The following is an 18,884-nucleotide window of genomic DNA, read 5'->3' as shown; positions in this document are numbered from 1 at the left end:
ACCCTAAGCGACCGCGAGGTCGGCGGCAAGCTGCGCTATTTGGCAGCGAGGAAGTAGTAGGCGGCGATGCCGGCGCCCGCGAGCAGCACCAGCACCCACAGGAGGATACCGGTCAACTCCATGCCGCCGAGGCCCGATTTGCCGGATTTCGGCGAACCGGCCGCCGGGTCGGCACGACCTGCGACGATATCCAGCGCGCGTTGTTCGTTCTCTTCCCGGCTAGCCATAGCTTTCGTTTACTCTGTCTGCTGCTGCGTTCAACTATCCTCTATGCTGCAACAGTTAAAAACTCATTCACAGCAGACAGTTCCATCTCACTTTTCATAGAGTTTGTCCGGCGAAATGCGCACATCTGCGATGATCTTGGGACTATTGTCTCCAATCGACGTGAAGAAGCAGTTGCGCCGGCCGGTGTGGCAGGCAACGCCGATCTGATCGACCAGCACCAGCAGACAGTCCTTATCGCAATCGACGCGCAGTTCTTTGAGCGTCTGGACCTGTCCCGACGTATCGCCTTTGCGCCACAACGCCTGGCGCGACCGCGACCAATAGACGACGCGGCCACTGCGGAGCGTCTCAAGGATGCTGTCGCGATTCATCCAGGCCATCATCAACACCTCGCCCGTGTCGTGCTGTTGCGCGATTGCGGGAATGAGGCCAGCTGCGTCGTAGGTCAGGCCGTCGATGAAGGCCGTCGTCTCATGGGTCAATTGGGGCATCGCGCATCACCAGATGGACAGAGGTTGCTTGACGTCGCCCTCGGCAAAGCGCGATAGGCGGAAGGGCCGCAGGTTGAACCCGGTGTCGATGCCTTGTGCCAGCGCCAGCATGATCTTGCCCACAATTGGCCCCAGCGCGAAGCCATGGCCGCAGAAGCCGGTCGCCACCAGCAGGCCGGGCAGGGCGGGCGGCGCATCCAGCACGGGAATGCCATCTGGCAGCGTGTCGATATTACCTGCCCATTGCTCGGCGATTCCGACGCGGCCGATCGTCGGGAAGGCGCGCTCGATCAAGCGCACGGCACCCTGCAAGCGTTCCTGCTGCGGCGGGATCATCGGTTCACGCTCGTGTATGGCCGGCTGGCGTGCTTCTTCGCGCCAGGGCAGGCGCTGGCGAAGATCGCGCAGCATGGGGCCACCGACATGCAGGGAGAGGCCCTTGGCGCTGTCGCGATAGGCCTTCCAATACCAGGGTGCAAGGCGCAGATGGTCGAGCGTCACGTCGACATCGCCATGCATGCTGGAGGCGATATTGAGCGAACCGTCACTGCGCTTGCGAAACGCGATGCCATCGCCGACGAAGGCTGAGTCCGTTACCGCCGGCAGAATATTGGTCCGCGCGACAGAGGCACGCACGAAGGATTGTGGCAACAGCACATGGTGCGGCTTCAGCAGGCGCCATGAACTGGCACCCGCGCAAAGCAGGACATGCTTGGTGCGGATATCGCCCCATTCCGTGACGACGCTGCTGACACGGCCGGCGGATTTCTCAATGGCGAGCGCGCCGCAGCCTTCCAGGATGACGGCCCCGCGCTCGCGTGCGCGCAAGGCATAAGCCGCCGCTGCCTTTCGCGGTTCGGCATGGCCGTCGCTCTTGGTATAGAGGCCGCCGTTGATCGGGCTGGCGAGGTTGGGCAGCAGTTTCTTCACCTCGGCAACGCTGAGGAGGCGCGTATCGAGGCCGAAAGGCCGAGCCGTCTGCAGCCACTTTTCGCGGTAGGCCATGATCGCCGGCGAGTTGCTGGCGTAAAGCGCCCCACCGTCATTCCATTCGAGATCGCTGCCGAGCTCTGCCTCGAGCCCGCGCCACAGGGTCTTGCAGGCTTCCATCAAGGGGATCTCGTCAGGGTCGCGCATCTGCGTCCGCACGAACCCCCAGGCCCGCGAGCTTTGCTGGCCGGCAACCCGCGATTTGTCCAGCAGGACGACCTTCATGCCGGCTTGCGTCATGTAATAGGCGCTGGCGCAGCCTTGGATACCGGCGCCGATGATGACCACATCCGCCTCGGCAGGCAGGGCATTGGGCAGTTGCACGTTAAATCCCCATTAGTGCAGGAACATGGTGGGGAATGTCCTGCCTTGCTACCGCAGTGTCAATGCGGCCAAAGCAATCTCGGCATGCGCGCGCATGGATTGACCGTGAGGGCTGCAGTTGAGAGAGTGCCGCGCCCCGAGGCGGGCGATAAGGGGCATATTCGGGGGAATCATGGGGCGCTGGGTCGGGGTTGCGGGGTTGCTTTTGGCAGCCCTGTTCTGGGGCGGCATGATCCCGCTCACCAAATATCAGTTGGAACGCTGGGATCCCTATTTCCTGGTCGCCGCCCGTTCCTTGGGGGCAGCGCCCCTGCTTTGGCTGATGATGCAGGTCACCGACCGGGGGCGGCCAGCACCGTCCGCGGTTCCGCGCTGGAAACAATGGACCTTCGGCGTGCTTGGGAATGGCGGCTTTGCGGTCTTCTACACGCTGGGCGTTCAGTTCAGCGACCCCATCCTCGCCGCCATCGTCACGGCAACCGCACCGGCCGTGGCGGCCGTCACCGATCGGGTCTTCTTCGGCCTGCCGTTCAACCGGCTGATGGTGCCGGGCCTCATCGCCAGCGCCATCGGTTGCGCGCTGGCTTCCGTCAGCCCGGGCAGTGGCGGGAATGGGATCGCCTTCGGTGGTGGCGAACTCCTCATCCTTCTCTCAACGATCTGCTGGGCCTGGTATTCGACCGTGGCCCAGCGCTGGTGCCGGGATTGGTCCCAGGTGCGCATCACCTTCGTCACCATGGCGACGTCCGGTATTGCCATGACCCTGCTTTATCTTGTGCTGGGCGCCACCGGCTATGTGGCCTTCCCGCCTGCCGTGCCGGCGCGAGCGATCGAAGGCTTCAGCCTGCTTTGGTACATCGTGACGGTGATGGTTCTTGGGGTCGTTCTGTGGAACGCTGGCGTGCGCGCGGTCGGCGTGGTGACCGCGTCGCTCTACATCAATCTCACCCCGTTGGTGGCAATCGCCATCCTGGTCGTGCTGCAAGGTGCGCAACCGACACTGCTGCAACTCATCGGCGGGGCATTGGTGCTGGTCGGGATCGTCTATTCGGAATGGCGCATCCTGCGGGCCGGCAAGCCCGCAGGATGACGTCTCTCGTCAAAGCTTGCCGTCGGCCTTGCGCTTGGCCATCAGGCAGATGAGATCGCAGGCGATGTGTGCGGCCGCCAGTGCCGTGATCTGGCTCTGGTCATAGGCCGGGGCCACTTCGACGACATCCATGCCCACCAAATTGAGCTCGGTGAAACCACGCACGATGGCAAGGCCCTGTGCTGCCGACAGGCCGCCTGAAACCGGCGTGCCGGTGCCTGGCGCGAAGGCGGGGTCGAGGCAGTCGATATCGAAGGTGAAATAGGCCGGCCGGTCGCCGACAATGCGGTTCACTTCCTTGATGACCGCATCAGTCCCGTGGCGGTGTACCCACGGCGCGTCCAGAATGTTGATGCCCATGAAGTCGTCGTTCCAGGTACGGATGCCGATCTGCACCGAATGCTCAGGGTCGATCAGACCATCCTTGACCGCCTTGTAGAACATCGAGCCGTGATTGAGCGATTTCGGTTCATCGTCAGCCCAGGTGTCGCAATGCGCGTCGAAATGAATGAGGGACAAGGGCTTGCCGAACTTCTCGACATGCGCCTGCAGCAGCGGATAGGTGATGTAGTGGTCGCCGCCGAGGGTCAGCATGCGCGCGCCTGATTTCAGGATATGGCGTGCGTGGTCGACGATGGCGTCATGAATCGTCATTGGGTTGTGGACGTCGAGATAACAATCGCCATAGTCGATGACCGCCATCTTCTCGAACGGATCGAAGCCCCAAGGGTATGGCTTGAGGCTCGCCACTTCCGCCGAGGCAAGGCGAATGCCCTGTGGCCCAAGCCGTGCGCCGGGGCGGTGGGTGACCGCAAGGTCAAGCGGCACGCCGCTGATGACCAGGTCGGCGCCTTTCAGATTCTTGCTGTAATTGCGCCGCATGAAGGACAGGACGCCGGCAAAGGTCGGCTCGAGGGCAAGTCCATAAGGGCTTTTACGGGAAATGGCGCCGTCGATTTTGATGTCGGCGTCGTCAGCAGCATCTTCGTCATGCATTGGAAAAACTCTTCCTGGGTTTCGTCACTTAGGGATCTCCCCTAAAGGTCACCTGGGATCGATTGAGGTCTCGATTTCGGATTGCTGGGGGTCTCCCCCAGGGGTCGTCAAACTCAAGGAAAGGTCGTTTATCCTCTTGAGCGTGACGACCTTAAGCAAGCTTTGACACAGTGTCGAGCCATGATTTCGATAGCGCTCTCCAGTAACGACTCGGATTGTTACCAAATCATGGCCAAATGGATCGGCTATTTCGGCTTGGCTCTGCTGGCCCTTCTCTGGGGCACCATGGTGCCAACCGTTGCGCATCTACTGCAGCGTTGGGACCCGTTCTTTCTGGCCGCCTTTCGCTATATCGGCGCCTTGCCGGTCATGTGGGCGGCGCTGGCCTTGCTGGAGCGGCGGCAACCGAGCGCGGTGACCGCCGGCTCGGGTGGTGACTGGCGGATCTGGCCGCTCGGCATCATCGGCATCGGTTGCTATGCGGCGCTCTATACGACAGGTGTCTTTCACTGCAATCCGATCACGGCGGCAATTCTCAGTGCGACCTCGCCGGCCATTGCGGCGGTGGTCGATCGCATCGTCTTCAAGGTACCGGTCGATCGGCGCATGTTGCCGGCCATTGCACTCGCCATCCTGGGTAGTGCGCTGGCGACGGTGCATTTGGACGGTGGCGATATGTTCGATTTTCGTGGTGGCGAGATCTTGATGGTGATCGCCTTCGCCTGCTGGTCCTGGTACTCGACTGCCGCGCAGAAATGGTGTCGCGGCTGGTCGCAGCTGCGCATCACCACCGTGACAATGACCACCGGCGGCGTTGGCCTTGCCGTCATTTTCACGATAGCGGCAGTTTTGGGCGCGGCGCATTTTCCACCCGCCATGCCGGACAACGCGACCGATTGGCTAGTCTTTGCCTGGATGACCGTCGTGCTCGTTGCCTTCGGTGTTTATCTGTGGAACTTCGGCGTGAAGCGCACCGGGGTCGTTGTGGCCAGCCTTTATCTCAACCTTGTGCCGGTGGTCTCGATCAGCATCTTCGCGCTCTCCGGCACCAAACCGACACTGATGCAGATCATCGGCGGCGTGCTCGTGATCGCTGGCATCCTGATGTCGGAATTGCAGATGCTGAAGGCTAAGAAGACCGATCCGGCATTGAACTCAGCGCATCTCAGCTAGGAGAGAGACAAATGGGGAAAGTCACGCATTACAAACGCTCGGACATGAAGTTCGAGGCTTACGGCGGTCCTCCCGGCACGGCGGAGATCAGCCGTCTTGTCGGCCCCGATCTGTCTAGCACCATGGGCGTCGGCATCGCCAAGTTCGACGGCTGCTCGATCGACTGGACCGTTCTCTATGATGAGATGATCATCGTCATCGAAGGCTGGTTCCGCCTCAAGCATCCGGGCGGCGTCATCGAGGCAGGCCCCGGCGATGTCATCTGGCTGCCCGAAAAGACCCCGATCACCTATGAGGGCGATAAGGCCATCGTCTGCTACGCGCTCTATCCGGTGGATTGGCGCAAGAAGCACAATCTGTAACGCCCCCTCTCCCTAACCCTCTCCCACGTAGGGGAGAGGGGATTCGGGCGAGGTTGTTGTGGCGAACGGCTCCCTCCCCCCACAGTCGGCGAAGGCCGACATGCGTCGGCGGTGGGGGAGGGCCGGGGAGAGGGGGTTACGCGCTCACTCTCGCCACGAACCGTTCCAGGAACGCTTCGCATTGCGCGATTTGCTCGATCATCACCCATTCATTGGGCTTGTGGGCCTGCTCGATCGAGCCGGGGCCACAGATGACGGTCGGAATATCGATTTGCTGAATGAGGCCGCCTTCGGTGCCAAAGGCGATCTTGATCGTGTCGTTGGCCTTGGTGAGCGCTTTGGCGATGACGGTGATCTCGGCATCTTCCGCCGTGTCCAGGCCGGGGAAAGCGGAGATCGGCTCCCACGAGAAACCGGTCTCGCCATTGATCGCCTTCATTTCCCTGGCCAATTCTTCCTCGGCGAAGCGTTTCACCTCGGCGACCAGATCGTCCGGCTTCTGCACCGGCAGGTAGCGGAATTCGAAATCGAAGCTGCAATCCTTGGGTACGATGTTAAGGGCCGTGCCGCCCTTCACCACGCCTGTATGCACGGTGGTATGTGGCACGTCGTAATCGTGGTCGTATGGGCCTTCCGCAGCAAAACGGCGCCCCATGCGCTTCAGATAGCCGATGACTTCGGCGGCGTACTCCACCGCGTTGACGCCCTTCGGCGCCAGCGAGGAATGGCACTCCAAGCCATGGACATGGCAGCGCAGGCTCTTCTTGCCCTTATGCGCGATGGCGACCTTCATCAAGGTCGGCTCACCAATGACGCAACCCTTGGGCTTGATCGGGCGATCCTTGAGGACTTCCAATGCGCGTCGGACGCCCAAGCAGCCCACTTCCTCGTCGTAAGAGAAAAGCAGATGCACCGGCGTCGTCAGTTTGCGCTTGGCCAGTTCCGGCACAGCGTTGAGGACGACACCGAGGAAGCCCTTCATGTCGCTGGTGCCGCGGCCGTAAAGCTTGTCGCCATCTTCCTTGACGGTCCAGGGGTCGCTCGACCAATCCTGGCCGTCGATGGGCACCACATCCGTATGGCCGGACAGCGCGTAGCCGGCGCGGTCATCCGGACCGATCGTGGCATAGAGGTTGGCCTTCTTGCCGGTCACGTCATGGATGAGTTCGCTCTTGATGCCGAAGCCGTCTAGGTAATTGCGCAGGAAATCGATCAATTCCAGATTGGAATTACGGCTGGTCGTATCGAAGGCGATCAGACGGCGAATGAGATCGAGACTTTGCGGACGTGGCGCCAAGATGGAACTCCGTGTTGACAAGGCGTGCTATTGACGAGCGATGCGGGAAAGCATACCGGGGTGCAGCAGAATGGCAAGATGACGGAATGGCAGAGCCGGGGCGCATGCAGCGAAAGACTTATCTGCCGGGTGTTTTGGTGCATTACGAGCCGGCACCGGGCGTGGCGCTGGCGCCGGTGGTGTTCGATTCACCCCATAGCGGATACGACTATCCCGGGGATTTCGGCCATGTCGTTCCCCGCGACATGCTGCGACGTGCCGAGGATGCTTTCGTTGACGACCTTTACGCCGATGCCCCAGCCGCTGGCGCCGCCTTTCTGAAAGCCCTGTTCCCCCGGGCCTATATCGATCCCAACCGTCACGAAGACGAAATCGACACCGATATGCTGGCCGAGCCCTGGCCGCGACCGGTCCGGGCCAGCGAAAAGGCGGAGATGGGGCTGGGCCTGATCCGCCGCCTGATCAAGGGCCGCGTTCACATCTATGACCGCCCGCTGACGGTGGATGAGATCATGGCGCGGATCGAAAGCTACCATCGGCCTTACCATGATGAATTGGCGTCGATGATCGAGGAGCGGCTGGGTGCATACGGTTCTGTCTGGCACGTAAACTGCCATTCGATGCGCACGACGGGCCGGCATCAGGGAAAGCCGATCCCGCGCGACGATTTCGTGCTGGGCGACCGCGAAGGGGAAAGCTGCGATCCGGCCTTCACCGAGTTCGTCGCTGAGCGCCTGCGTGCCATGGGCTATTCAGTGCAGATCAATCATCCCTTCAAGGGTGCTGAACTGGTAGCACGCTTCGGTCGGCCGCTTTCCGGCAGCCACTCGCTGCAGATCGAAGTCAACCGCGGCCTATACATGGACGAGGATCGCATCGAAAAGCACGATGGCTTTGCCGCGCTGAAAGCCAATATCGATCGACTGATCTCGGATGTGTGCACCTTCGCGAAGGAACAGATTGGCGCAAAATAACATCGTCATGCCCGGCAATGACGAGAGGATGATCACTACGCCTGGAACTGTTCCTGCAGGATGCGCTCTTCCAGGTGATGTTCCGGGTCGAACAACAGCGTTAGGGCCGTGCTGGGATCCTGGCAAACAGTGACCTCGGTCACCTCGCGGATCTCGTTGAAATCAGCGGTGGCACTCACGGGCCTGCGGTCGGCCTCGCGGATGATGAAGCGCAGCTTCGCCTTTTGCGGCAAGATGGCGCCGCGCCAGCGCCGCGGGCGAAATGCACTGATCGGCGTCAAGGCCAAGACGCCCGAGGCGAGGGGCAGAATAGGCCCGTGCGCGGACAGGTTATAGGCGGTGCTGCCGGCGGGCGTCGCCACCAGGACGCCGTCGCAGACCAGTTCGCTCATCCGCTCGCGGCCATCGATCTCGATGCTGATCTTGGCGGCCTGCGCGGTTTCGCGCAGCAGCGAGATTTCGTTGATGGCGACCAGTCGGTGCTCCTGCCCGTCGCCGGTCTTGGCGGTGAGCTGCAGGGGGTGGAGGATGACCTGTTCCGCCCGTTTGACACGTTCGACCAGGCCTGCCGTGTCGTATCGGTTCATCAGGAAGCCGACCGTGCCGCAATTCATGCCGAAAATGCGGACCTTGCGGTTCATGGAGCCGTGCAGGGCGCGCAGCATCGTGCCGTCACCCCCCAACACGACGATGACGTCGGCATGGGCGATATCGCCGGCACCATAGCGGCCGGTGAGCTCCGCGAAGGCGGCCCTCGCATCGGGCGATTCGGCGGCGAAAAAGGCGATGCTGGGCGTGGAGTTGACGGTGTTCAATGGATTCTGGCTCCGGAGGAGGGCGGGCGCAGTATAGCGGGGGCAACGGCGCTTGCCAAAGCTGCCCTTGTCAAAAGCCAGGGCGCATTGCAGTCTAGCCGGCAGAAACGTGGGGCATTGGGGGCTTTTATGCGTCGTGGGATTTGGGCTGTAGCGCTCGGTTTGGGACTGGCGATGGGTGTTTTCGGACCGCCCATGCGGGCCTCGGCCCAGGAAAGCGTCGCCCTGACCGTCACCGGCGAGGATGAGGCCGGTGACCACCACGAAGGCTACTATTACCCGACACCACAGACCGTCGAGCATTACAGCAGCCGTGTCGTCACCCTGGAAGACAGCGACAAGATCCGGCGCCTGGGCTTCGTCATCGGCATGGCTCGGCAGCTCGTCTCTGGTCAATACGCGCCCGATTACGCCCTCTTTGCCAAGGGCGATGAGGGGCAGAAGCTGATCATCACCGGCCTCCATGACGGCTCGCTCGACACGATCTATCGGGCACGGGCCCTGTTCGCCAGTCTGACGCTCGTCGCCCGCTCGACACCGTTCTTCCAGAAAAATACGCAGCCGGAAGAGGCTACCTTTTTCGATCTCTTGAAGTTATTGGGGTTCACCCAGGTGACCATTTCCGATGGCAAGAAGTTCTGCCACCAGGTCATCATCGACTGACCGTGGGGCAGCCGCCCCGATCCTCAACCACCCGTGACACTCATGTGACGCTCGACCGCCGGCCCTTGATGGTCGCGGTCGATGATGAAGTCGTGTCCCTTGGGCTTGCGGCGGATGGCTTCGCGGATCGCCGCCAGCAAAGCCTCGTCTGATTCGCTTGCGCGCAAAGGTGCCCGCAGATCCGCGGCATCGTCCTGGCCCAGACACATATAAAGTGTGCCGGTGCAGGTAAGGCGCACGCGGTTGCAGGCTTCGCAGAAATTGTGGGTGAGGGGCGTAATGAACCCGACCCGCTGCCCGGTCTCTTCCAGTGTCACATAACGGGCCGGTCCGCCGCTGTAATGCCCGCTATCCTTCAATGTCCAGCGTTTGCCGAGATGGCTGCGCAGCAGTGAGATCGGATAGAACTGGTCGACCCGGTTTTCACCGCCGATATCGCCCATCGGCATCACCTCGATGAAGGTGATGTCATGGCCATTCTCGCCGCACCATTCGACCAGCCGATAGAACTCGTCGTCATTCACGCCTTTGAGGGCCACAGTATTGAGCTTGACGCGGATGCCGGCGGCCTTTGCCGCGGCGATGCCGTCGAGCACCGGCTCCAGCTTGCCCCAGCGCGTGATCCGCGTGAATTTTTCCGGATCAAGGGAGTCGATCGAGACATTAATGCGCTTCACCCCGCAATCGGCGAGCTCCTCGGCGTATTTCCCAAGCTGGCTGCCGTTGGTGGTCAGCGTCAGTTCATCTAGCGCCCCGGTCTGCAGGTGCCGCGACAGGTTGCGGATAAGCTGCATGATGCCCTTGCGGACCAGCGGCTCGCCGCCGGTCAGGCGCAGCTTCTTGACGCCGACGCCGACAAAGGCGCTGCACAGCCGGTCGAGTTCCTCGAGGCTCAGGACCTCCGCCTTGGGCAGGAAGGTCATGTCCTCGGCCATGCAATAGACACAGCGGAAGTCGCAGCGATCGGTCACCGACACGCGCAAATAGCTGATGCGCCGGCCGAACGGGTCGACCATGGGCTGGGCTGGGGTGGGCGTCAGGGCGTTCATAACGGGTGAATATAAGGCGCCCTGGACCATATTTCCTCCCCAAATCCAACAGGGTTTTCGAGACAAGCCGCCGCTATGCGTCCGGCACCCGGGCAGGCTGCTCTAAAGCGGGGCGCGACGCCGTCAAATACCTTGTTTCCCTTGGAAAAACTCTAAATAATCGCCTTTCGCGCCGCAAAACGGCCCTTAAATCGACCAGGTAGAAGTTTCGGACCCAGAAGATGCAGACCGCCAACGACATTCGCCGCGTTTTCCTCGACTATTTCCGCAAGGAAGGGCACGAAATCGTGCCCTCGTCGCCGCTCGTGCCACGGAACGACCCGACCCTGATGTTCGTGAATTCGGGCATGGTCCAGTTCAAGAACGTCTTCACGGGCCAGGAAAAGCGCGACTACGTCCGGGCCTCGACCGCCCAAAAGTGCGTCCGGGCCGGTGGCAAGCACAACGATCTGGAGAATGTCGGCTATACCGCGCGGCACCATACCTTCTTTGAAATGCTGGGCAATTTCAGCTTCGGCGACTATTTCAAGGAACGCGCGATCGAACTGGCCTGGAACCTCATCACCAAGGAATACGGCTTGCCCAAGGACAAGCTGACCGTCACCGTCTATATCGACGATGACGAGGCGCACGGCCTGTGGAAGCGCATCGCCGGCCTGTCGGATTCCAAGATCATCCGCATCCCGACCTCGGATAATTTCTGGGCCATGGGTGATACCGGCCCCTGCGGTCCCTGCTCGGAAATCTTCTATGACCATGGCGACAAGATCGCTGGTGGTCCCCCCGGCTCGGCCGACGCCGATGGCGACCGCTTCATCGAGATCTGGAATCTCGTCTTCATGCAGTTCGAGCAGGTGACGAAGGCCGAGCGCGTGAACCTGCCGCGCCCATCGATCGACACCGGCATGGGCCTCGAACGCCTGGCGGCGGTCCTCCAGGGCAAGCATGACAATTACGACATCGACCTGATGCGGACGCTCATCGAGGCGTCGGCGCATGCCTCGAACACCGAGGCTGATGGGTCACACAATGTCAGCCACCGCGTCATCGCCGACCATCTGCGCTCCAGCGCATTCCTCATTGCCGACGGCGTCATGCCGTCGAATGAAGGCCGCGGCTACGTGTTGCGCCGGATCATGCGGCGCGCCATGCGGCATGCCCATCTGCTGGGCTGCAAGGACCCGTTGGTGTTCAAGCTGGTGCCGGCCCTGGTCACCGAGATGGGCCAGGCCTATCCGGAACTCGGCCGCGCTGAAGCGGCGATCACGGAAACGCTGAAGCTGGAAGAGTCGCGCTTCAAGCAGACCCTCGATACCGGCCTCAAGGAGCTCGAAGGCGCCATCAGTTCGAAGAGTGGCCTGACCAAGGATGGCAAGCTCTCCGGCAGCGTCGCTTTTGCGCTGTCAGACAGCCGCGGCTTCCCGCTCGACCTCACGCAATCGATCCTGCGTGACAAGGGAATGGAAGTCGATGTCGATGGCTTTAATGCCGAGCTTGAGAAGCAGCGCGAGCGCAGCCGCGCGGCCTGGGCAGGTTCCGGTGAGGCGGCGACAGAAGAGATCTGGTTCGAGATCCGCCAGCGCCTCGGCGCCACCGACTTCCTTGGCTATTCGACTGAAAAGGCCGAAGGCCAGGTGCTGACTATCGTCAAGGCCGGCCAGGAAATCACCGAGGCGAAGGCTGGCGACGAGGTCTCGATCGTCACTAATCAGACGCCGTTCTACGGTGAATCCGGCGGCCAGATGGGCGACGGCGGGAAGCTCGTTTCGGCCAATGGGGCCGAAATCGAGATCCACGACACGCAGAAGAAGCTCGGCGACCTCCACGTCCATATCGGTAAGGTTGTGAAGGGCAGCCTGAAGAATGGTGACGCGGTCGAGATGAAGGTCGACCATGCCCGCCGTTCGGGCCTGCGCGCGCATCATTCGGCGACCCATCTGCTGCACGAGGCCCTGCGACGGCGCCTTGGCAATCATGTGACCCAAAAGGGTTCGCTGGTGGCACCTGATCGACTGCGCTTTGACTTCTCCCACAGCAAAGGCATGTCGGCTGAGGATATGGCTTGGGTGGAGCATGAAGTGAACCGCCGCATCCGCGCCAATGCCGATGTGGCGACCAAGTTGATGACACCTGATGACGCCATCGCCGCCGGCGCCATGGCGCTCTTCGGCGAGAAATACGGCGAAGAAGTGCGCGTCGTCTCGATGGGCGGTCGCGCCGACGAGGAAGTGAAGGAATTCTCGACCGAACTGTGCGGTGGTACCCATGTTCATCGCACCGGCGATATCGGCTTCCTCAAGATCGTGTCCGAGGGTGCGGTCGGCGCCGGTTTGCGCCGCATTGAGGCGGTGACAGGTGCCGCGGCGGAAAAGTTCGTGGCCGACCAGCAGAAGCAGCTCGCCGAAGCCGCGGCGGCAATCAAGGCCCTGCCGCAGGAACTGCCCAGCCGCATCGTCAGTCTGCTGGAAGAACGCAAGAAGTTGGAACGCGAGCTTGCCGAAGCGCGCAAGGCGATTGCGACGGGCGGCAGCGGTGGCGGCAATGACGTCATTGATGTCGGCGGGGTCAAATTCTCGGGCCGCGTGCTGGACGGCGTGCCGGCCAAGGAACTCAAGAGCATGGCGGACGAATTCAAGAAAAAGCTCGGCTCCGGTGTTGTGGCACTCGTTGCCAACAGCGACGGCAAGGCCTCGATCGTCGTCGCTGTGACGGAAGATCTCACTGGCCGCTTCAGTGCCGTGGATTTGGTGAAAGCGGGCTCGATGGCGATCGGTGGGCAAGGCGGGGGTGGCCGCCCCGACATGGCCCAGGCCGGCGGACCCGATGGCGCGCGGGCGCAGGAAGCGGTCGGTGCCATCGAGGCGCTGCTGCGCGACCGCGTCAAAGCAGCCTGAAGCAGATCGATGATGGTCCAGGGGCGACGCTGATCACATGGTGAATACCGTCGCCGCCATTGCCATCGTTGCTGCAATCACGACCGGCTGGGTCGTCGTCGTGCAGTATCTGCTGCCGGTACGCACCAAATGGCGCGTCGTGGCGCTGGCGTTGGGTCTGGGGGCGTTGTCGCCGGTTCCCCTGCTGCTGTTCTTTCACCTCAAGGACAGATTGACCCTGCCGCAGGATCCGGGGCTGGGTGACGCCTTTATGATCAGCCTGACCATGGCCGGCCTGCCGGAAGAGTTTGTGAAATCGGTGGCGGTGCTCGCTGCCTTCTTCGTGCTGCGCCATTTCTCGGTCTTTCATCAGCAGATCGATCGTGCCACGGCATTTCGCCTGCCGGTTCTTTGCGGCCTGGCCTTCGCGGCGGTTGAGAATATCGGCTACAGCGTCAACTCCGCGGTCACAACCATGGTCAACAGCGAGATTGGCAACCCGCTCATCGTCCCGCTCGTGCGGTCGTTGGCAGCAAGCTTCCTGCATGCATCGCTCGGTTGCCTGATGGGCATCTTCTTCGCCCGCCTTGCTGACAGTCCCCGGTTCAACTGGCTGGCGGCCCTGGGCGGATTCCTGACCGCTGTCATTGGCCACACGGCCGTCGATTGGGGCCTGATCGTGCCGGTTCTCACCATGCTGGATCGTGGCCAGGATCTCGAACCCACTGAGATCGACCAGATGCTGCCGCATTTCGCGCTGGCGGCCGTGGCCATCCCCAGCGTCATCCTGGCAGCCATTGCCAGCGTCTTTGTCATGCGGCGCCGTCTGCGGAAAGCGGCATGACGCTGGTTCTCACGCTGTTTGCAGCGATCCTTCCACCGCTGTTCTTGGTCGCCTTCTTCCTCACGCATTTCCGGCATCGCCTGGGTATTGGCCTCGGCGTCAAGGCCGTGATCGGTGGCATGATCTCGGCGCCACTCGCCATCGGCTTCTCGGTCCTGCTCAGCCGTCTCGGCCACCCGCAGGATCCGCTCTGGGAGGCGGCGCGCGACGCCTGGCTGGGGGCGGCCATCCCCGAAGAAGTCGCGAAGTTCCTCATCGTCTGGTTCTACATCCGCCGTCATCCGCAATGCGATTCTGGCGGCGATCTTTTCTGTGGCGCAGCGCTCACCGGCCTCGGCTTCGCGCTGCTCGAAAACATCCTCTATCTGCTCAGCGCCAAGGATTGGATCGTGACCGGCCTGATGCGCGGCGCGATGGCGGTGCCCGGCCACACCATCGACGGCATGATGATGGGTGTCTTCCTGGCCTGGTGGTGGCGCAAGGATATCATGGCCCCGGCGGCCCTCGTTCTGGCCCTCGGCCTGCCGATCGTCGCCCACGGATTCTATGATTTTCCGTTGATGGCGTTTGAGGCCATGCGCAAGGGCGTCTTCGCAAATGCGGATCAATTGCGCGGCCAACTCTTTGCGCTCTACGCCGTGACGATCGGTGTGTCGGCGATGGCCGCGATCTGGGCCGGGCGCATGGAAATGATCGAAGTCTTCCTGCGGGCGCAGCCAGATATCGACCTTTACCCACCGCAGCAAGGCGGGCTCAAGGCTTGGCGCTGGGTCGGGCGCCTGCTCATTGCCGGCGCGATTATCCTCGCGCTGATCGGCGTCAATTCCGCGATGTCCGATGATGTCCTTGAAGGCGGCTGGCTGATCACGATTGCCGCTTTCCCGGCGGCCTTCGGCATCGTCATGGCGCGTAAAGTGCCGGATCAGGCCTACAAGCTGCCCCTCGCCCTGCTCCGCGCGCCACGCCGCTGACAGCGCAGTGATTTGACAGGGCGCGTCGTTTCCGTAGACTGCGATCCGTTGTAACGCGGGGTGTCTGCTCTTTTCGGAGCGGGCTGAGATTATACCCGAGGAACCTGATCTGGATCATGCCAGCGAAGGGATCGTTGCACCGCCCGGCAAGCGGCTGTTCACGTCATCTTGTCTGTTGGTGTTTCTCCCTTCGGCTTTTGAAAGGGAGAGACGTTGATGTCGCCTGCACCTGTCGAAGCCGATTTTGCCGCCGCCTTGTCGGCCATCCGCAATTCGGCTCCGCTTATTCATAACATGACGAATATTGTCGTCGCCAATCTGACGGCCAACGCGCTTCTGGCGCTTGGTGCCTCGCCAGCCATGGTCGAGAACACGGAGGAGGCAGCCGAGTTAGCGGCGATCGCCGGTGCACTGGTCGTCAATCTCGGCACGTTGTCGCCGGATTGGGCCGCGGCGATGCGGCTGGCCACCCTATCGGCCAATGCGGCCAAGCGGCCCTGGTTGCTTGATCCGGTTGCTGTCGGTGCTCTTGGCTATCGCACGCGCCTGGCTGCTGACCTGCTGCGCCATCGGCCAGCAATCATTCGCGGCAATGCCTCCGAGATCTCGGCGCTGGCCGGGTATGCAGCGGGTGGAAAGGGGGTCGACAGCACACTCGCGTCCGACGCCGCCGTCGAAGCCGCGCAACTCCTGGCGCGCAACAGTGGGGCTGTCGTCGTCGTCAGCGGTGCCGTGGATTACGTGACCGATGGCAGCCGCGTTGTCGGCATCGCCAATGGGCATGCCATCATGTCGCGTGTCACCGGCATGGGCTGCACCGCCAGCGCCATCGGTGGCGCCTATCTCGCGGTCATCAAGGACCCGTTCAGGGCGGCCGTGCTGGCAATGGTGACGATGGGCGTGGCGGGTGAGGCCGCCTTTGCCAAGGCCCAGGCGCCAGGGACTTTCCAAACCGCCTTCATCGACGCCCTCTATCAAATCCAAGCCGGCGATCTCGCCGGTGGGATGCGGCTGTCATGACGTCGCTCGACTTGTCGCTTTATTTGGTCGCCGACCAGGAATTCTGCCGTCCCGGCGGAATCGAAAGGATTGTCGCCGCCGCTATCGATGGCGGTGCCAGCATGGTGCAATTGCGCGGGACACGCACCAACCTGCGTCAATTTCTCACTGACGCCTTGGCTTTGCGCGCGCTAACCCGGCGGGCCGGTATACCGCTCATCATCAATGATCACATCGATATTGCGCTTGCAGCGGGCGCTGACGGTGTCCACGTTGGTCAGGCTGACATGCCGGCGCCGTTTGCACGGCAACTATTGGGCAAGGACAAAATCATCGGCCTCTCGGTGACTTGCACCGAGGACATCTCCGAACGCGATCTTGTCTTGGTCGACTACGTCGGCTTGGGTCCCGTCTTTCCCACCCGGTCGAAGACGGATGCTGCGCCGGCACTCGGGCTCCAGCAGTTCGCCATCCTCCGCTCCCGGATCGCTTTGCCCGTCGTAGCGATCGGCGGAATCAATTTGAGCAATGCCGGCAGTGTCATGGCGGCGGGTGCCGATGGGGTTGCCGTGGTTTCCGCCATCTGCAGTGCTCCGAATCCGCGTCAGGCGACCATGTCGCTCCGGCAATGCATCGAGGAGGCATGGCAATGATCGCCAACGTCCTTACCATTGCTGGCAGTGACCCGAGTGGCGGTGCCGGTATTCAGGCCGATCTCAAGACCTTCTCGGCGCTGGGCAGTTATGGTTGCGCCGTTCTGACGGCGCTCACTGCCCAGAATACGCGTGGCGTCGTTGGGGTCGAGGTGGTCGCCCCATCTTTCGTGCGCCAACAGATCGACGCGGTGTTCGATGATCTGCGCATTGATGCTGTGAAGATCGGCATGCTGGCAAATGCCGGCATCGTCGGGGAAGTGGCTGCCTGCCTACAGCACTGGCGCCCAAAATGGATCGTGCTTGATCCGGTCATGGTAGCCAAGAGCGGGCATCATTTGCTGGATACAGCGGCCGTGCAAAGTTTGCGGGACAGGTTGCTGCCTTTGGCAACACTCGCTACGCCGAACCTGCCGGAAGCCGCCACATTGCTGGACGAACCGGTGCCGGCGGATTGGCGCGGCATGGTGCGGCTCGCCGATCTGTGGCGTACCCGTTTCGGCACGGCGTTGCTCCTGAAGGGTGGGCATCTGACCGGCGGTGAGAGTCCCGATCTCCTGGCAACCGGTCTTGATCGGCATCGCTTCGATGCAACGCGCATCGAGACCCGAAGTACCCACGGCACCGGATGCACTCTGTCGGCGGCGATCGCCGCGCTGCTGCCGCAATCACCGGACCTGCCCGCGGCCGTCGCCGCTGCCAAGCGCTATCTGACCGGTGCCATCGCGGCCAGCGACCGGCTGGTCGTCGGACATGGGCATGGTCCGGTGCATCATTTCCATCAGCTTTGGCAAACCAAGGAATGACTTTGATGACGTCTTTTTTGACCACGGCACGCAATCAGAATGCGCGACTGCTGCAAGCGATTCACGAACTGCCCTTCAATCGCGATCTCGCCGCGGGAACGCTGCAACAGGATCGCTTTCGGCATTACCTCGTCCAGGATGGGCTCTATCTGACCGATTATGCCCGCGCGTTGGCGGCGCTGGCGGCCAAGGCACCGAATGCAGAACTGATTGCGCAATTCGCCGCCAATGCAGCCGGGGCCGTGCATTTCGAGCAGGAGATGCAGCACAGCTACCTGTCGAAATTCGGCGTCGATCGCGCGGTGGCACAGTCGACGGAGCGATCACCGACCTGCCTTGGCTACACCAGCTTCCTGCTGGCCGAAGCACAGACGGGATCATATGAGACGTTGCTTGCCGCCCTGTTGCCCTGTTTCAGCGTCTATGCCGAGGTTGGAACCGCCATTGCTCAGCAGAGCGTCCCGAACAATCCCTTTGCACTGTGGATTGAAACTTATGCGTCGGACGAATTTCAGGCTGCGGTTCGTGCCGCAGAGACGGCTGCCGACGCGGCCGCCGAAAAAGCCCATGCTGAACTGCGCCAGCGCATGCTGGCGTTGTTTCGCAAATCGGTGGAGTTCGAATGGATGTTCTGGGACGCGGCCTATCGCCTGGAGGCGTGGCCCACGGCCGCGTGGCGCTAGAAATGAAAAGGGCGATGCAAGCCTGGCCCGCATCGCCCTTTTGACCACCAGCCCGGTCGTTTACTGAACGTCGGCTGCGACCTTCACGGTCTTGATGTGGTCCGGCAGCAGGACGGTGCCGTTGTCCTCTTCCGTGCCAGCCTTGATGCGGTCGACGAATTGCATGCCGTCAACGACGCGGCCCCAGATGGTGTATTTGCCATCCAGGAAGGGGGCCGGTGCGAAGCAGATGAAGAACTGACTGTCGGCGCTGTCGAGTGATGCCGCCCGGGCCATCGACACCGTGCCGCGCTCATGCCGCAGGGTACTGAACTCGGCCTGCAGGTTCTGGCCCGAGCCACCGGTGCCGGTCCCCGTCGGGTCGCCCATCTGGGCCATGAAGCCGGGGATGACGCGGTGGATCGGCGTGCCGTCGAAGAAGCCCTGGCGCGCCAGTTCCTTCATGCGCGCGACCGTCTTCGGTGCCACCTGCGGCAGCAACTCGATGACGACGCGGCCGTTCTTGAGGTCGAGATAGAGGGTGTTTTCCGGATCAAGGGCGAGGGCCGGGGTGCTGGCGCCCACGACGAATGCCAGCACCAGGAGAATGCGCTTCAACATGAT

The 18,884-nt window shown here is 62.1% G+C and carries 20 protein-coding genes and 1 riboswitch; of the genes, 12 read left to right on the top strand and 8 right to left on the bottom strand.

What is annotated here, in order from left to right; translation table 11 throughout:
- Window positions 1–35: 35 nt before the first annotated feature.
- The 3 genes from SMD31_RS01115 to SMD31_RS01105 all read right to left on the bottom strand — a co-directional run bounded on the left by SMD31_RS01115 (window position 36) and on the right by SMD31_RS01105 (window position 2,033).
- A complete protein-coding gene (locus SMD31_RS01115) occupies window positions 36–227 on the bottom strand; it encodes a hypothetical protein (RefSeq protein WP_320498751.1) in 192 nt (63 codons plus the stop codon).
- 87 nt (window positions 228–314) lie between these two features.
- Complete coding sequence (gene hisI / locus SMD31_RS01110) at window positions 315–719, bottom strand: phosphoribosyl-AMP cyclohydrolase (RefSeq protein ID WP_320498749.1); 405 nt, start codon at window positions 717–719, stop codon at window positions 315–317.
- Between the two features lie 6 nt (window positions 720–725).
- The gene (locus tag SMD31_RS01105; protein ID WP_320498748.1) at window positions 726–2,033 is read right to left on the bottom strand and encodes an NAD(P)/FAD-dependent oxidoreductase; all 1,308 of its coding nucleotides are present in this window, start codon (window positions 2,031–2,033) and stop codon (window positions 726–728) included.
- 172 nt (window positions 2,034–2,205) lie between these two features.
- Between SMD31_RS01105 and SMD31_RS01100 the strand changes: the two genes are divergently transcribed.
- A complete protein-coding gene (locus SMD31_RS01100) occupies window positions 2,206–3,123 on the top strand; it encodes a DMT family transporter (protein ID WP_320498747.1) in 918 nt (305 codons plus the stop codon).
- Between the two features lie 9 nt (window positions 3,124–3,132).
- Here the strand turns inward: SMD31_RS01100 and speB are convergent, their stop codons facing one another.
- Window positions 3,133–4,119 carry an agmatinase gene (gene speB, locus SMD31_RS01095; RefSeq protein ID WP_320498745.1) on the bottom strand — a complete coding sequence of 329 codons (987 nt, stop codon included), beginning with the start codon at window positions 4,117–4,119 and terminating at the stop codon, window positions 3,133–3,135.
- Window positions 4,120–4,347: 228 nt separating this feature from the next.
- On the opposite strand from speB, the gene SMD31_RS01090 reads away from it, so the two are divergent.
- Together SMD31_RS01090 and SMD31_RS01085 are read left to right on the top strand one after the other, a co-directional pair.
- Window positions 4,348–5,292 carry a DMT family transporter gene (locus tag SMD31_RS01090; RefSeq protein WP_320498743.1) on the top strand — a complete coding sequence of 315 codons (945 nt, stop codon included), beginning with the start codon at window positions 4,348–4,350 and terminating at the stop codon, window positions 5,290–5,292.
- Window positions 5,293–5,303: 11 nt separating this feature from the next.
- The gene (locus SMD31_RS01085; RefSeq protein WP_320498741.1) at window positions 5,304–5,654 is read left to right on the top strand and encodes a hypothetical protein; all 351 of its coding nucleotides are present in this window, start codon (window positions 5,304–5,306) and stop codon (window positions 5,652–5,654) included.
- A gap of 136 nt (window positions 5,655–5,790) precedes the next feature.
- On the opposite strand, the gene argE is transcribed toward SMD31_RS01085, so the two are convergent.
- Window positions 5,791–6,951, bottom strand: a complete 1,161-nt coding sequence (gene argE, locus SMD31_RS01080; RefSeq protein WP_320498739.1) for an acetylornithine deacetylase — start codon at window positions 6,949–6,951, stop codon at window positions 5,791–5,793.
- Window positions 6,952–7,055: 104 nt separating this feature from the next.
- Between argE and SMD31_RS01075 the strand changes: the two genes are divergently transcribed.
- On the top strand, window positions 7,056–7,925 hold the full coding sequence (locus SMD31_RS01075) for an N-formylglutamate amidohydrolase (RefSeq protein ID WP_320498737.1): 870 nt from the start codon (window positions 7,056–7,058) through the stop codon (window positions 7,923–7,925).
- A gap of 35 nt (window positions 7,926–7,960) precedes the next feature.
- On the opposite strand, the gene SMD31_RS01070 is transcribed toward SMD31_RS01075, so the two are convergent.
- On the bottom strand, window positions 7,961–8,740 hold the full coding sequence (locus SMD31_RS01070; protein ID WP_320498736.1) for an NAD kinase: 780 nt from the start codon (window positions 8,738–8,740) through the stop codon (window positions 7,961–7,963).
- Between the two features lie 174 nt (window positions 8,741–8,914).
- Here SMD31_RS01070 and SMD31_RS01065 point away from each other — a divergent pair, with 174 nt between their 5' ends.
- Window positions 8,915–9,403, top strand: coding sequence for a molybdopterin-guanine dinucleotide biosynthesis protein A (locus tag SMD31_RS01065; protein WP_320498735.1), 489 nt, complete (start codon window positions 8,915–8,917; stop codon window positions 9,401–9,403).
- Between the two features lie 23 nt (window positions 9,404–9,426).
- Here SMD31_RS01065 and moaA read toward each other — a convergent pair whose 3' ends face one another.
- The gene (gene moaA / locus SMD31_RS01060; RefSeq protein WP_320500987.1) at window positions 9,427–10,419 is read right to left on the bottom strand and encodes a GTP 3',8-cyclase MoaA; all 993 of its coding nucleotides are present in this window, start codon (window positions 10,417–10,419) and stop codon (window positions 9,427–9,429) included.
- 254 nt (window positions 10,420–10,673) lie between these two features.
- On the opposite strand from moaA, the gene alaS reads away from it, so the two are divergent.
- The 7 genes from alaS (at window position 10,674) to tenA (ending at window position 18,281) form a co-directional block, all read left to right on the top strand.
- Complete coding sequence (gene alaS, locus SMD31_RS01055; RefSeq protein ID WP_320498734.1) at window positions 10,674–13,346, top strand: alanine--tRNA ligase; 2,673 nt, start codon at window positions 10,674–10,676, stop codon at window positions 13,344–13,346.
- A gap of 37 nt (window positions 13,347–13,383) precedes the next feature.
- Window positions 13,384–14,169 carry a PrsW family glutamic-type intramembrane protease gene (locus SMD31_RS01050; protein WP_320498732.1) on the top strand — a complete coding sequence of 262 codons (786 nt, stop codon included), beginning with the start codon at window positions 13,384–13,386 and terminating at the stop codon, window positions 14,167–14,169.
- Window positions 14,166–15,140, top strand: coding sequence for a PrsW family glutamic-type intramembrane protease (locus SMD31_RS01045; RefSeq protein ID WP_320498731.1), 975 nt, complete (start codon window positions 14,166–14,168; stop codon window positions 15,138–15,140). The genes SMD31_RS01050 and SMD31_RS01045 overlap by 4 nt, the downstream gene beginning before the upstream one ends.
- 46 nt (window positions 15,141–15,186) lie before the next feature.
- A riboswitch (TPP riboswitch) is annotated at window positions 15,187–15,289 on the top strand.
- A gap of 67 nt (window positions 15,290–15,356) precedes the next feature.
- Window positions 15,357–16,160 (top strand): hydroxyethylthiazole kinase, encoded by an 804-nt coding sequence (gene thiM, locus SMD31_RS01040; RefSeq protein WP_320498730.1) that lies wholly within the window; start codon window positions 15,357–15,359, stop codon window positions 16,158–16,160.
- Window positions 16,157–16,792: a thiamine phosphate synthase gene (gene thiE, locus SMD31_RS01035; protein ID WP_320498728.1), complete on the top strand. Its 636-nt coding sequence runs from the start codon at window positions 16,157–16,159 to the stop codon at window positions 16,790–16,792. Before thiM ends, thiE begins: the two co-directional genes overlap by 4 nt.
- Window positions 16,789–17,598 carry a bifunctional hydroxymethylpyrimidine kinase/phosphomethylpyrimidine kinase gene (thiD, locus tag SMD31_RS01030; protein WP_320498727.1) on the top strand — a complete coding sequence of 270 codons (810 nt, stop codon included), beginning with the start codon at window positions 16,789–16,791 and terminating at the stop codon, window positions 17,596–17,598. Before thiE ends, thiD begins: the two co-directional genes overlap by 4 nt.
- Window positions 17,599–17,603: 5 nt before the next feature.
- Entirely contained in the window at window positions 17,604–18,281 is a 678-nt protein-coding gene (tenA, locus tag SMD31_RS01025; protein ID WP_320498725.1) for a thiaminase II, read from the top strand.
- Between the two features lie 60 nt (window positions 18,282–18,341).
- Here tenA and SMD31_RS01020 read toward each other — a convergent pair whose 3' ends face one another.
- Window positions 18,342–18,881: a peptidylprolyl isomerase gene (locus SMD31_RS01020; RefSeq protein WP_320498723.1), complete on the bottom strand. Its 540-nt coding sequence runs from the start codon at window positions 18,879–18,881 to the stop codon at window positions 18,342–18,344.
- Window positions 18,882–18,884: the final 3 nt, after the last annotated feature.

This window comes from Dongia rigui, assembly GCF_034044635.1.
Lineage (GTDB): Bacteria > Pseudomonadota > Alphaproteobacteria > Dongiales > Dongiaceae > Dongia > Dongia rigui.
Note: the sequence above shows the minus strand (reverse complement) of the source record. Positions and strands in the feature narration are given on the sequence as shown.